Annotated in this window: 12 protein-coding genes; 2 read left to right on the forward strand and 10 right to left on the reverse strand. The window is 29.6% G+C overall.

Going from position 1 to position 13,961, the window contains the following annotated elements:
* Positions 1–161: 161 nt before the first annotated feature.
* From ACHRVX_RS10030 to ACHRVX_RS10075, 10 genes are all read right to left on the reverse strand, one after another.
* The gene (locus ACHRVX_RS10030) at positions 162–1,025 is read right to left on the reverse strand and encodes an RNA polymerase sigma factor RpoD/SigA (protein WP_140508168.1); all 864 of its coding nucleotides are present in this window, start codon (positions 1,023–1,025) and stop codon (positions 162–164) included.
* A 100-nt stretch (positions 1,026–1,125) separates the two neighbouring features.
* Complete coding sequence (locus ACHRVX_RS10035) at positions 1,126–2,853, reverse strand: hypothetical protein (RefSeq protein WP_395331776.1); 1,728 nt, start codon at positions 2,851–2,853, stop codon at positions 1,126–1,128.
* A complete protein-coding gene (locus ACHRVX_RS10040) occupies positions 2,841–4,073 on the reverse strand; it encodes a DUF4249 domain-containing protein (RefSeq protein WP_395331778.1) in 1,233 nt (410 codons plus the stop codon). Before ACHRVX_RS10040 ends, ACHRVX_RS10035 begins: the two co-directional genes overlap by 13 nt.
* A 5-nt stretch (positions 4,074–4,078) precedes the next feature.
* Complete coding sequence (locus ACHRVX_RS10045; RefSeq protein WP_395331780.1) at positions 4,079–6,820, reverse strand: carboxypeptidase-like regulatory domain-containing protein; 2,742 nt, start codon at positions 6,818–6,820, stop codon at positions 4,079–4,081.
* 20 nt (positions 6,821–6,840) lie between these two features.
* A complete protein-coding gene (locus ACHRVX_RS10050) occupies positions 6,841–7,560 on the reverse strand; it encodes a hypothetical protein (RefSeq protein ID WP_395331782.1) in 720 nt (239 codons plus the stop codon).
* Between the two features lie 203 nt (positions 7,561–7,763).
* A complete protein-coding gene (locus tag ACHRVX_RS10055; protein WP_395331784.1) occupies positions 7,764–8,015 on the reverse strand; it encodes a hypothetical protein in 252 nt (83 codons plus the stop codon).
* A gap of 190 nt (positions 8,016–8,205) precedes the next feature.
* Complete coding sequence (locus ACHRVX_RS10060) at positions 8,206–8,952, reverse strand: LytR/AlgR family response regulator transcription factor (protein ID WP_395331786.1); 747 nt, start codon at positions 8,950–8,952, stop codon at positions 8,206–8,208.
* A complete protein-coding gene (locus ACHRVX_RS10065) occupies positions 8,945–10,603 on the reverse strand; it encodes an ATP-binding protein (RefSeq protein WP_395331788.1) in 1,659 nt (552 codons plus the stop codon). The genes ACHRVX_RS10060 and ACHRVX_RS10065 overlap by 8 nt, the downstream gene beginning before the upstream one ends.
* A gap of 227 nt (positions 10,604–10,830) precedes the next feature.
* Positions 10,831–11,253, reverse strand: coding sequence for a hypothetical protein (locus ACHRVX_RS10070; protein WP_395331790.1), 423 nt, complete (start codon positions 11,251–11,253; stop codon positions 10,831–10,833).
* 212 nt (positions 11,254–11,465) lie between these two features.
* The gene (locus ACHRVX_RS10075) at positions 11,466–12,428 is read right to left on the reverse strand and encodes a helix-turn-helix domain-containing protein (RefSeq protein ID WP_395331792.1); all 963 of its coding nucleotides are present in this window, start codon (positions 12,426–12,428) and stop codon (positions 11,466–11,468) included.
* Positions 12,429–12,534: 106 nt separating this feature from the next.
* On the opposite strand from ACHRVX_RS10075, the gene ACHRVX_RS10080 reads away from it, so the two are divergent.
* Both ACHRVX_RS10080 and ACHRVX_RS10085 read left to right on the forward strand, forming a co-directional pair.
* Entirely contained in the window at positions 12,535–13,281 is a 747-nt protein-coding gene (locus tag ACHRVX_RS10080; protein WP_395331794.1) for an LA_2272 family surface repeat-containing protein, read from the forward strand.
* A gap of 4 nt (positions 13,282–13,285) precedes the next feature.
* Positions 13,286–13,888 (forward strand): CDP-alcohol phosphatidyltransferase family protein, encoded by a 603-nt coding sequence (locus tag ACHRVX_RS10085; RefSeq protein ID WP_395331796.1) that lies wholly within the window; start codon positions 13,286–13,288, stop codon positions 13,886–13,888.
* Positions 13,889–13,961 lie beyond the last annotated feature (73 nt).

The following is a 13,961-nucleotide window of genomic DNA, read 5'->3' on the forward strand; positions in this document are numbered from 1 at the left end:
CCAATAAAAAATAAAAAACTCCGGTAATCAGCCGGAGTTTCAATCATCAATCAAAAAACGAACAGTCAATCAAACTGTTGTTTGCGTTAAAAAAGTTTCAAGTTTAAAGTTTCAAATTGCCCGGAAGTAACTTGAAACTTTAAACCTGAAACAAATATTATTTAACCTAAATAGGTTTTAAGAATTTTACTTCTTGAAGTATGTTTTAATCTACGGATTGCTTTTTCTTTAATCTGACGAACACGCTCACGAGTTAGGTCGAAAGTTTCTCCAATTTCTTCTAAAGTCATTGGATGTTGATCTCCCAGACCAAAATACAAACGAACAACATCAGCTTCTCTTGGAGTTAGTGTTTCTAATGAACGCTCAATTTCAGTACGTAATGATTCGTGAATTAACTCTCTGTCAGGGTTTGGAGATTCTCCAGAACGTAAAACGTCATAAAGGTTAGAATCTTCTCCTTCAACAAGTGGAGCATCCATAGATAGGTGACGACCAGAGTTTTTCATAGACTCTTTTACGTCATTTACAGTCATATCAAGTTCTTTTGCAATTTCTTCAGCAGAAGGTGGGCGCTCGTTAGATTGCTCTAATAAAGCGTACATTTTGTTGATTTTATTGATAGAACCAATTTTGTTTAATGGTAAACGAACAATACGCGATTGTTCAGCCAAAGCCTGAAGAATCGATTGACGAATCCACCATACAGCGTAAGAAATGAATTTGAAACCACGAGTTTCATCAAAACGTTGAGCCGCTTTAATTAAACCTAAGTTTCCTTCATTAATTAAATCCGGAAGAGTTAATCCTTGATTTTGATATTGTTTAGCAACCGATACAACGAAACGTAGGTTGGCTTTTGTTAATTTTTCTAAAGCTTTTTGATCACCAGCCTTTATTCTTTGTGCTAATTCTACCTCTTCATCAGCGGTAATTAGGTCAACTTTTCCAATTTCTTGTAGGTATTTGTCTAACGATGCAGTTTCACGATTTGTTACCTGCTTGGTGATTTTAAGTTGTCTCATGTTTTTTGTCTCCTCAATTTTTAAGTGTACAAGTAGTTATACGTAAAGAGATGTGAAAAGGTTACAATTATATCGAAAAAAGTTTTTGTTTTATTGAAATTTAATTCAGATTTGAATCTTTTATCTCTATAATCTCTTTAATAAATACGGGTTTTCCATTAGTTGAAAATCCTTCTAATACTATTTCGTATTTGCCTGATACATCTGATGCATAGAACTTTAATACAGGTGCAGGATTGTTTAAATCAACTTTTGGTGTCCATAATAACTGATGTCTGTAATCAGGAATTCTTTCGTTTTTATTATTTGCATAATCAGGTTGAAAATATTCTTTTTTTGACTGAGGTCTTAAAAGTTCTGGTCTTAAAATGAAATTTCCTTTGAGTTTAGTCTCATAATCTCCGTTTTTGGTAGTAAAAGCAACTATCCCATTAAAAGATTTTGCACCATAATAGTAAATTCCTTTTACAACATTAATTTTATTAATGTTTTTTGGTGAGTAAGCAAAAAGCTCTTTTAGATCTTCAATGATTAACCCATCAACTACAATTAGAGCGGGTAATTCAGATTCATAATTAGGATCGTAATCATATACGTGTATCGAATAATTATTTTTGTTTTTTGCAAAGACAACTCCCTTTACAACCTCCGTAATAGTTTCTTCCATAGTGGGGAATCTTGTAAAAAGATCTAATTTAAATTCCGTTGACAGTTTATTATAAAACGGAACTGTGTCTGTAGAAGCCAGTGTGCTGTCTTTTTTGATATTGTAGTATGCATTTTCTATTTGACTTGAAATTAATCTTTCAGATATATTCTGCTTAAATTCTGAATTGAATTGAAGGCTTGGAAATTTCAAATTTGAGAAGTCAATATTCTTTGTTTTGTCAATTTCAATAGAATAATCCTGTTTGTTGTCCTCAATAATCTGAACCACTATATTTGATCCGGAATTTGATTTTTCTAAATTGAAAATAAATTTACCTTCAGCATCTGTTTTAGTTAACTTTAAGATATCATTTTTTCCTACAATAGAAAGTGCAATTTTTTTATTTTTTACTTCTGCGCCAGTTGCGGATATTTTCCCCGAAATAAGCTCTCCACGTAATTCAGGTAAACTAAATTCGGGATTATTTATATCGGTTGTAGAATTTCTATTTATCTGAAGGTCGTTAAAATTTGTTTTGCTTTGAGATAAAAAACCATCTGCTTTTCTTACCGAAATACTATAATTACCTTGCTTAAATTCCTCAGAAGTTGTATTGATTGTAAAGTCAATTAAATCTCTGTTTGAGTATGTTTTGCTTTTTAAATCAAAAGAAATATTTTCATTCGTTATATTTGCTGATGGGCTTGATTCCTTTTGAGAAATGACATTAGTTGATTTTTCTTTATATGGATTTAGGATATAAATGTCTACATCGAAATATTCGACAACTTTTTTGTTCAGCATCCAGTTTGTGTATCCAATTAATTTATAGTTTCCGGTTTCTAAAGTAGTTGGGATAAAATAATCACTATTAGCCGTACCATTTTCAAGAAATAATTTATGAATAAAAACGGTTTTTTTATTACTGTCAACAAGTTGTAAATAGGCAATTTTACTATATTTTGACGCGATATTTGTTGATTTGTCAATGCAGAAAATCTTATACAATAGAGTTTCCCCCGTTAAATATGAATTGCCATTTGTACTGATATAAATTGACTCATTTAGTTTTTTGTCAATTTCATTCAGTTCGCTTACAGGATTGCTTTTTTGTGCAAATGAAATTTGCTGAAAACCAACTGTCAAAGCTATAAGTACTATATGTATTAATCTATCCAAAATGATGGTTTTATATTTGATGAAAATGAAGTACAATCTCCGCATTCTATAGGGTATAAAAGATATCCTGTTGGGTCTTCAGTTGGAAAATAAGATTTAAGACCAGTTTGCAAAAGGTCTAAAATCAAATCTCCCTGACAATCAGGATTTACTTTACTAAAACAATATTTAAAAAGATAATCTTTAATTTCGCTCTCAGGAATTGATACAGGACAATCATATTGATATTCCGGTGAAGGTTGTCCTGGCAGTAAATCTGTAAAATTGAAGAATAATCTTTTTTCTGAATAAGAGGACACACCAAAATAACCAATAACTTTTTCTCCCGGATTATCAACGGATTGTATGTTACCGTAGAAAAATCCAGGCTGTGTCTGAGATAACAGGCTTCCTGTGTTTGATAATTCTTTTAAAGTAGTATAAAAGGTGTTGGCAGCGAGACTTTGAACATATTGTTTTACTAAAATGCTGTATCTGTTTCTAATTATAGGATCTGTGCTTGAAAGAAACCTAACAGGAAAATTGATTACTTTATCTTCAGACAGATCATTCGTGCTGGTCAAAAGTAATTCGCTGGATTTTTGACTTAAATAACAAATGCGGGCTTCTTCAGTTCTTGGTACAAAATTAACTTTCCCTTTTGGACTTGATCCAGGCGCAAATAATTGAACTACAGCCTTTTCATTAAACCATTTAGGAGCGACAACCTTATAGGTTTCTTCATACTCATATCGATAGTATTTAGATTTATTAGTAGGATCTGTGCTGTTTACAGTAATTTCAACACCAAGTTGACCATTTTTTGTAATTGCCGTCGCATTTAAACTCTCTATTTGGGTTTGCTGTGGCAGTGTTTCTGTACTTGAAACGTATGATCTTCCATCTTTTGTAAGTACATGCAATTGATATTGCCTGTCTGTATTTGCCTGAAAAGTATTTACAGATTTATAAGATTCATCACTTTCATCAAATTCATATTTATTGCCTAAATCATCGGTTACATAAACAACAGCTTCGGTTTCAAATTTAGATTTGTTTTCCTCCAGTTTATACGATCGCGAAATTTTTACTTCCTGATTTTTACTTTCATTCGTTATCGTTGCTTCTATTACAATAACATCTTCATATGCGTTTGTCTGATAGGAGTAAGGAGTTGTACAGCCCAATACCGATACAAGTATTATTGTTATCAGAAATCTAATTAAAAAGATTTTTTTCATAACGATTAAAATTTAAAATTATAAGTAATAGTTGGTATTGGTACAGCAAAAATAGAAGTCTGATAGGCTTTTACCTGACCTTCTTTTGTTACAAAAAATATAGAATACGGATTGTTTCTTCCTAATACATTATAAACAGATATATTCCAGAAACTATGCGCTAGCTTTTTTATTTTGTGGTTTCCTTCAATGTTTAACCCAATATCAAGTCTGTAATAATCAGGTATTCTAAATTTATTTCGATCACTATAAAGCGTGTATTCGGCACCATTATAAGAGTATTTACCTATAGGATAAGTAATTGGTCTTCCGGTTTGATAAACAAAATTAGAAGAAAAACTATAGCGATGCGTAAATTTATAGTTCAGTACAATACTCAGATCATGAGGTTTATCAAAATTAGTGGGGAAATAGGCTCCGTTATTCACTTTTTCATCATTAAACTGACTGTCTAATTTGATAAATGTTCTTGAATAAGTGTATCCAATCCAGCCATTAAGCCTTCCTATTGATTTTTTTAATAAAAGTTCAATTCCATAAGCTTTACCATCCCCCTGAAGTAATTCGGTCTCTAAATTTTCGTTTAAAAGTATGTTGGCTCCCACCTTATAATCAAGAATATTTTTTGATGTTTTATAGTAACCTTCCAGACTTAGTTCCAGATCATTGTATTCCAGTTTTTTGAAAATACCTAATGAATACTGTAAACCGCTTTCGGGCTTAACATTTATATCAGATAATTTCCAGGTATCTGTTGGAGATTGCGTAGTGTTATTGGTAAGTAAATGAATGTATTGATAGTTTTTATCAAAGCCAGCTTTTACAAATAAACTTTCATCAAAAATATAACGTAACGCAATTCTGGGTTCAAAACCTCCGGAGGAATTTATGACTTCATTATTGGTATATACTTTTTCTTCTGTTACAGTTGATGGAGTTTTGGGCACGCCATCTTCATAGATTTTTTGAGTCGAAGGGCCAAGTGCTAAATAGTACGAATATCTGGCGCCAACATCTAACAATAATTTTTCTGAAATTTTAAATTTATCTGAAAAAAATACGGCAGATTCCAATCCTTTTTCATTCTCAATTTTCATTGGCGTAATTAATGAAGATGAACCGTTAGGAGATAATTCTCCCGGATTAACTTTGTATAATTTACTTGCGATTCCGTAAGTGAATCTATGTTTGCTGTTGAATTCGCTATTGAATTTTAAACTTGCCTGAGTTTCATTTATCTTATATTTTAAGAGAAACGATTCTGGATTAGCAGATTCATAATCAATGCTGAATTTATATTCACTGTTTGTGACATTCAATTCACTGTTGTTTTTCTCGTTAAACGAATGTTTCCATTTTAATGAAACAAGACTATTGCTGTATCTGTACAAAGAATCCGGCGTTATGCTATACTTATCTTTACTGTAATATCCTGTGGCTTCAACCGCATTGTTCTTGTTGATTTTATGAGTGTATTTTGCGAATAAATCATAAAAAGAAGCTTCACTGTTTTTTAGGTTTTCGTCATCTAATGATTTTAAAATCCAATCAGAATATGTTGCTCTTCCGCCAACTAATAAACTTGCTTTTCCTTTCACAACCGGAATTGAAGCTGTAAGATTACTTGTTACCGGACCAATACCTCCTTCGCCGGAAAATTTCTCTGTGTTTCCGTTTTTAGAAGTGATATCAAAAACAGATGACAATCTGCCGCCAAATTCTGATGGAATTCCACCTTTATAAATGTCCACTTTGTTTATTGTATAAGGATTAAGAGAAGAGAAAAATCCAAAGAGATGCGCAGGATTATATATCGTTCCATTATCCAGTAACATTAAGTTTTGATCTTCTTTTCCGCCTCTGACATTAAATCCTGAAGAACCTTCTCCTGCAGTTTTTATTCCCGGAATGGTTAAGGCAATTTTTAAAACATCTCTTTCTCCAAGAACCAGCGGAATGTTTTTTATGCCTTCGGCTTCAATTGTAGTAACTCCGGTTATTGCAGTTCTAATGTTTTGACTGTTTTTTCCTTTTACCAAAACTTCATTTAATTGATTTATTTTTTCAATTATCGAAAAATCTAAAGTACCGTTACTGTAGATCATTATTTTACGGGAAGTATTGTTGTAGAGTAAAGATTCAATTTCAATCGTTGCCAATCCTACAGGAAGTTTTACACTATAAAATCCTTCCTTATTTGTGATAGTTGTGATTGCAGTATTTTTAACTTTTACAGTTATATCTGCCAGTGATTTCTCGTCTTTCAGATCTGTAATATGACCGGAAAGTGTATAGAATTCAGTTTCAGAATCTACAGTTTCCTTGCCAATTAATGCAATTGGATCTGCTTTTTCTGTTTTATTTTTTTTAACCGAATCGTATTGTTGAAAAAAGATGGGAATATTACCATCTTTTGTTTTATTGTTTCCAAACTTATCGTAGATAATACTATTCTTAGTTAAGATGATTTTGTTTTTATTGATGTAAAAATTAAGCTCCGTATCTGCAAATACCTTACTTAAAATTTCCTCTATAGTTTTGTTTGTATAATCGCCGGATATTAAGACATTCTTGTCGAACCAATCATCCTGAAAATAAAATCTGTAGTTCGTAGAGGCTTCTATTTTTTTTAAAACATCAATCCTGTTTATATTACTGTAACTAACAGTAATATTGCTATTTTGATCTTGTGAATAGATGAATTGATTAAAACCGAAAAATAATAAAAAGATGATAAATATTCTCATTGTAATAATTTCTACTGATTTTAATTATTGATAAATTTTAATAGATTCTTTGTAAATAGAGCTGGATTGTCACTCTTTAAGTCTCTATGCAAAAGGTAGAAATCATTTATTTTTCTTTTATTATTGGGGAATAATACCAGGATTTCTTTTTTAGTATTGACAAGATAAAATTTACTGTCTTTTAGTAGTACGAATTCATATTTGGGAATAAATTCAACTAAATCAATTTCATCTTTATTGATTTTTTTCTTGTCTTTATAATATTTGACAAAGAGCGTTATATTATTTCCTACCAAAACTTCTTCGTAATATCCTCTTCTGAAATTAGGAATGTTTAATGCTTCAAGTTTAATGAATTTTTCATTTCCTATTTTAAAATAGCTGACATTCTCCTTGATGATGTTGATTTTTGTAGTGTTTGATTCTCCATAAGGTTTTAAAACAATTTCATCGTTATAAGTGTCATAATTTAATAATAGATCAAAATAGTCCTGTCTATTATAATTAATACTACCTTTTTTAAAATCTTCCGATATATAATAGCGATTATTATTGTTTACTGTTTTATCAAAATTTAAATGCGCTGGTCCATTTTCAAAATCTAATGATTCTACACCAAGATTTTTATCAAACCAATTGTATACAGAGGTTTCGTTACTAGTTTGGGAATAAGAAGTATAAAACATCAAGAATATTCCTATAATTGCAAGATATGAAGGCTTTTTTTGATTTTTTTTCAAAGGATTGGTTTATTTGAATGTTTTTGGTTAAAGCATTTCAAAAATATCAAAAAAATGTTAATACTCAGCTTATTATTGTTAAAATATGTTATTTTTTTATATTTAGATGATTTTAGGGTAATTATTTCTGAATTATACAAAAAAACACGCAGCCTAAAAAAGATTAAGTTGGGTGTTTTTTATTGAAAAAGGACAAATTTTATTTATTCAGATGATTCGTCAGATACATCAAGCATATCATCGAATATTTTTTTTAGCGATTTTATGTAAAGGGGAAATGCAATAATTAATAATATGTATTCTTTTCTTAGAATAGTAACATCGTCTAGAATTTCAAATAAACTCGGAATAATTATGGCTAAAGAAACAGCAATACCAACCCAGGGATTATTTTTTATTTTTTTTATAATAGATAGAATTTTCATTTCTGGCTGTTTAATTATTGCGATTCTCATTTATGTCTATAGATTTTGGGGTTTCTTTGCATAAAAGTAATTTTCATTAATTGGTTTAAAATTAAAAATGTCATGAAAGCCATTTTCCTTGTCATGAAATAGTTAAGATGCTGATAGCTTGATGAATCTCCTGTAAACAAAAAATCCTTTCAGAATACTGAAAGGATTTGTATGATTTGGTTTTGGATTTTTAAGAAAGGATATTCATTTTTTTTAGAAAATCCTTATAAGTATCACTTAGGTTTATTTTGTGATCTCCTTTTAAGATAATAAGATTATCTGCCAGAATAATTTCTTCAATTTTATCAGTATTCACAATTGTGTTTCGATGTGTTTTTACAAATTTATTTTTATCCAGTAAATTACTGATTTTAGTCAAGGAAATTTGAATGACAAATTTTTCTTTTTCGGTAATGATATTGCAATATCGTTCTTCGACTTCAATATATAGGATTTCGTTTAAGGCTACTTTTTTTAATGAGTTCTTTTTCTTTATAAACAAATAATCGTTGCTAATTACCGTGTCTTGTTCCTCACTCATAAAAACATTTGTTTGAGCATAGAATTTTTCAACAGCCATTTCAATAGCATACAAAATTTCAAGTTCGTTAAAGGGTTTCATTAAAAAGCTAAAAGGCTTTGTAAGCTTAGCTCTTTCAAAAATTTGGCGGTCTTGTGAACTCGTCAAAAAAACAAATGGTTTAGATGAATTGGGTATAATATTAATAGTTTCTGCAAAAGTAATTCCGTCTGGTTTTCCGTCCAGAAAAACATCAATGATAATAATGTCTACCGTATTTTCATAAAAAAGTTTTAGTGCGTTTGTGAAGTTTGTAGCAACCCCTGTAACAGTATAATTATTTTGAGTCAGCACTTTTACAAGCGCATCACTTTGTTCAGGAGTATCTTCTATGATTAAAACGTTAATATTATCCATTGTTTCTTGTTTTGGGAAAAGTTAATATCATTTTAGTCTCTTTATGAAGTTCACTTTCTATAGCTATTGTACCGCTATTTTTCTTTATCATTTGTTTGCATAATTGCATGCCTAAACCGGTTCCTATAATTTCAGAATTATTTTTTTTGGCTAATATTTCTCCCTCTTGCAGTAGTTCTTTAATTGTGTTTTCATTCATGCCAATTCCGTTATCTTGAATAATAAGTTCACAAAAATCAGAATCGGTTTCCTGAGTATGGAAATTTATACTTCCATTTTCATTAGAAAATTTAATAGCATTATCCAATAAATTCCGAAGTATGATTTTTAAGGAATCAAGATCTACGAATATGAAAATATTTTTTGAAACCGAATTTTCAAAAGTAATCGCTTTGTCAAGAAGTAAAGGCTTGTAATTGTATTCGATTTGCTGTACTACAGAGTATAAATGTACTGATTCTTTATGAAAATACAATTGTTTGGTTTGCAGCATCGCCCAATGCAGTAAATTATCCAACAAACTATAAGCGCCATTTGCGATAGTACTATTTTGGATAATAAGCTGATTTAATTCATTATAATTCTTAGTTTCAAGCGTGGCAGATAATTTTGCATTACTTGTTTTTAAGGCATTTACTGATGATCTTAAATCATGACTAACTATAGAGAATAACTGATCTTTTGTAGCATTAAGTTCATCGAGTTTGTTTTTTTGCAATACGATAATTTTAGTGTTCTTTACTTTTTGACCGTATAAATAAACTCCTGCGGTTAAGATTAATAGTAAGCCAATTGCAGCAAAAAATAAACTGTTGCGTTCTGTGTTTTTAAGTTTGTTTTCAACTTGCAGAACTTTAATTTGTTTTTGTTTTTGCGCTACAGCAAATTTTTTCTCAAAGTCAGCAACGGCCCATATTTTGTTTTGATTGTTGAGGGAATCTTTCCAATCTTCTGCTTCTTTTCTATAGTCTAGGGCTTTTTTGTAATTACTTCTATTTTCCTCTACAACAGCCATGTTAAATGCTGCATTTTCCTTTAGCTTGAAATCCTTTATGCTTTTAGATAACGTGTATGCTTTTTTAAAATAGTATATGCCTTCTTGATCTTTGTATTGTTCATAATAGAAGTTTGCAATATTTATGTAGGATCTAACTAAGCTTTTTGTAATTTGCTTAGGGTTTAGAAAAGCATCTTTTTTTAAATAAGATTCTGCTTTAGTAAATTGATTTAAATGCATATAACATATTCCAATATTTGAATACAGGTCGGCTATTTCACTTTCGTCTTTATGATTTAGTATTTCGTTTTCAGCTTTCAAAAAATAAGTAAGTGCTTTTTCGAAATTTTCTTCAAAATAAAACAAACCTCCAATATTATTATTGACTAAATAATAATATTGGAAAGATTTGTTTATAAGGCCAAATTCAATGTGTGCTTGTTTGTAAAGCTCTTTCTTTTTTAATGAAAAGCCTCTGAAATAATGACAATATGCCTTAGTCTCTAAGTTAGAATTAGAATTCAATTGTTTCATAGAATATACCAATGTGGAATCCCATTCTTTTTTAAAGAAAAATTGTTGCGCTTTTTTGAAATTAATTTCATTTTTAGACGACTCTGCTTTTTTTTGAATAGCAATATCAAAATAGTTCATTTTTTTTTCTTCTTGTGAGAAAACCATTAAAGGTAAAAAAAGAGAAAATAAGAGAAATATAAGTATTTTTTGAATCATTATCTATATATTAAAATCACTAAAGCTTGATTGCAATAATGCTTATAAATTGTAGATTTAATAATTATCAAATATTACTACGAAAAGATAATCATCAATAAATAAAATGTAAACCTACAAAGTTGAGAGGTAAAAAATTATTTTTATGGTTAATCTGCTAAACTAGTTTTTGTGCCTCTTGATAGTTTTGGGTCATCTCCATCTCCACCACCTACACCAGGAATTGTATATTGTAAGTAAGAAATAACTTCTGTGATGTTTCCAACAGTATCAGAGGTGTAATCTGTTTCTACATAGTAAACATCATAAGTATCTGGAGAGACTTTATCCCATTCATAATCAAAATAAATTTTGAAAGTATTGCCGTCTTCTATTGCTTTTTGTACTGTCGGTTTTTCTGATTCCACAGAGTTGATGTATAAAGTAGCACAGATTTTTAGGGTTTGTACTCCATCATTCTCATAAAAGTTTGCAGAAGCTAAAGGAGGAATGGGGAAAGTTAGATTTTTTATGTCTTTAAATCTAAAATCTTCACAGTTGATTTTTTTGTTTTGAACGACTTTCAATGTCATAATAGGGTTTTTAGGGTTAATACGTTTATTTTTGGTGGGTTAAAGTTATTTTTTTTCTTTGAATAACGGGTGAAATTAATATGTTTTTTTAGTTTAATTCCCGTTAAAAAATAAAGTAGTAAACTTTCTTGTAATTTATTACTTTCTTGTTTTCGGAACAAAAACGAAAAACTCCAATTCAAATGAATGAATTGAGGTTTTCTAGTCTTTTTTTAGAAAAATAAATCAACTTGAGAATTTATTTTTTCTACATAATAATCTATTTTCCTAATTGCTCTATTAAAAAATAGATTTTGCTCCTTAATACCGGATTGTCCTAAAGGCTTAGAATTGATGATTTGTTGTTTGAAAAATTGATGTACATTTTTACAGCTCTCTTCATTGTCAGTAATGAAATAGCCTAAAAGGGTGTAGGGTATAAACATTGTTAATTTTTCATTTGTTTCTATTAGCATATTATTATTTAGTAATATTAGTTCATTATAATAGATAGAAAATTTATTATTAGAATTGTTGCACTTTTCCTTAATCAAATTGATAATTCTCTTCAAGTCTATACATAATGCATTTGCATTTTTCAGATTAAGTAAACCAGCTTCATAAAAATATAAAATTTGCTGTAAACTGCTGTTTATTGTCGTGTCGTTCCATATTTCATTTACAATAGTATTTTGGTAAACAGTTTTAAGTTTTAGCATGTATTCTGAAAAAGAATCTTCAATCACAAAATTCTCAAATGAAACTTTATTCTGATTTGTATTTAAAAGATTCAGCCATACAAAAGCTTTAAATTTTGATAAAATAGTTCCGTCCATAAAATAAAATAACGGAATATCCTTCGCAGAATAGAAAAGTGTAGCTGTGGAACTTTTCGTTAATATTTCAATTTGTTCTGCTGATGTTTTGAAATATTGACGCATATCTTTTAATGTTTCTATTTCGATTGTTTTCTCAACAATAACTTTTTCTTTTTTCGAAAATAAATTATCCAGAGAAATGTTGAAATGATGAGCCACTTTTATGGTTTCATCTATTGAAAACTTACTTTTTCCGGATATTCGTCGGTGTGATGCATCATAACTGATTTCTAAAATAGTTGCAATTTCATCTATCAAAGAAACTGAAGTTGAAATTTTACTTCTAATTGCTTTTAAAAACATTTCTTGATATTTCATGATTTTTGTGATAATCGCAAATATACAAAATGAAATTATTGATTTATACAAATTGATATGTGATAATTGCAATAAGTTTGCCTTGATAATTTTTAAATATATAATAATGAAAACATCATTTTTGGCATTCTTCTTCTTTGCTTTTGGGTCAATACATGCCCAGGATAAACTAAAAATTCAGGCTCTAGATTCTATTGAGAAGCATTCGCGAATTTTTAGTCTTTCTCCTATTTCTAAAAAAGTAGATATGGTAAACGGATTAGTTCTTGGAGTTGGACATGTAGAAAATAAACATGTGAGTTCACAAACAATAAACGGTATAAATGTAGAAGCAAATCCAGCGCCGGCAGCTGGTGCTTTAATGACTTTTATGGCGTTAATGTATTTGCCCGAAATTATTAAAACTAATAGAAAACCTGATAGTATTAAAAAGCTTGAAGATAATTATAAAATTAAAAACATGGATTATAAGCCATTTTTGAAATTAAATGGTTTGAATGTAAGTTCTGGATGTTTTTTTACGACTACAAGTATGAACGGAATAAATGTTTCGACAGCAAATAAGTTTGTAGATTTTAATGGTATTTCAATTACTGTTTTGGGAACAATTTCTGATAATCAAAACGGGATTGCGATTGGAATTTATAATGCTAATAACGATTTAGCAGGTTCTACGATTGGGTTTTATAATCAATCGTATCATTTAAGAGGATTGCATATTGGTGTTTTTAACAAAACCAGAATTAATAAAGGACTGCAGATAGGAGTTCTTAATAAATCAGACTCGAAGGGTTTTCAATTAGGGTTTTGGAATATAAATAACAAAAGGGCAATGCCTTTTTTAAACTGGTAGGATGATGAAAAAAGTTCCTTTTATGCTTATTGCTAATCGATTAGTATTAGGTTTCGTAATGATTTTAATTGCGAACAGTAATTTTGTTCATGTTCGAATGATTTTAGTGTTATTAATGATATTTGGGTTATTGACAGATATTTTTGATGGTATAATTGCTCGGAAAGTTGGCTTATCATCAGAAAAATTACGTAGGATGGATAGTCAGGTAGATTTGGTTTTTTGGCTTTGTGTGGGTTGGTGTACCTGGTTATTAAATCCTAAAATAATTCGTGACCATAAATATGCTATTATTTCAATTTTTGTAATGGAAGGATTGACTTATGTTTTTAGTTTTCTAAAATTCGGAAAAGAAACATGTACTCATTCTCTTTTGTCTAAATTATGGGGAGTAACTTTGTTAGCTACATTTGTTTCTATGATTGGTTTTGGTCATGCAGGGATTCCTTTTTTTTTGGCAGTATTTTTTGGAATTATAGGGCATCTTGATGTTTACCTGATCATTTATTTTTTACCTAAATGGACACATGATGTTCCTAGTTCATATCATGCTTATTTAATTAGACGTGGAGAATCAATTAAAAGACATAAATGGTTTAATGGATAGTTGTTTGGAAAATTGATTAGTTTTGAATTAAAAAAAACGAAAAACCCCAATTCAAATGAATGAATTGGGGTTT

Source organism: Flavobacterium sp. FlaQc-47 (assembly GCF_044006475.1).
Classification (GTDB): Bacteria; Bacteroidota; Bacteroidia; order Flavobacteriales; family Flavobacteriaceae; genus Flavobacterium.

Bases quoted from the DNA above. Each gene is read 5' to 3' on its own strand.
- ACHRVX_RS10055 (WP_395331784.1), bottom strand. From the start codon at position 8,015: ATGAGAATCGCAATAATTAAACAGCCAGAAATGAAAATTCTATCTATT.
- ACHRVX_RS10070 (WP_395331790.1), bottom strand. From the start codon at position 11,253: ATGACATTGAAAGTCGTTCAAAACAAAAAAATCAACTGTGAAGATTTT.
- ACHRVX_RS10075 (WP_395331792.1), bottom strand. From the start codon at position 12,428: ATGAAATATCAAGAAATGTTTTTAAAAGCAATTAGAAGTAAAATTTCA.
- ACHRVX_RS10030 (WP_140508168.1), bottom strand. From the start codon at position 1,025: ATGAGACAACTTAAAATCACCAAGCAGGTAACAAATCGTGAAACTGCA.
- ACHRVX_RS10045 (WP_395331780.1), bottom strand. From the start codon at position 6,820: ATGAGAATATTTATCATCTTTTTATTATTTTTCGGTTTTAATCAATTC.
- ACHRVX_RS10065 (WP_395331788.1), bottom strand. From the start codon at position 10,603: ATGAACTATTTTGATATTGCTATTCAAAAAAAAGCAGAGTCGTCTAAA.
- ACHRVX_RS10085 (WP_395331796.1), top strand. From the start codon at position 13,286: ATGAAAAAAGTTCCTTTTATGCTTATTGCTAATCGATTAGTATTAGGT.
- ACHRVX_RS10040 (WP_395331778.1), bottom strand. From the start codon at position 4,073: ATGAAAAAAATCTTTTTAATTAGATTTCTGATAACAATAATACTTGTA.
- ACHRVX_RS10080 (WP_395331794.1), top strand. From the start codon at position 12,535: ATGAAAACATCATTTTTGGCATTCTTCTTCTTTGCTTTTGGGTCAATA.
- ACHRVX_RS10060 (WP_395331786.1), bottom strand. From the start codon at position 8,952: ATGGATAATATTAACGTTTTAATCATAGAAGATACTCCTGAACAAAGT.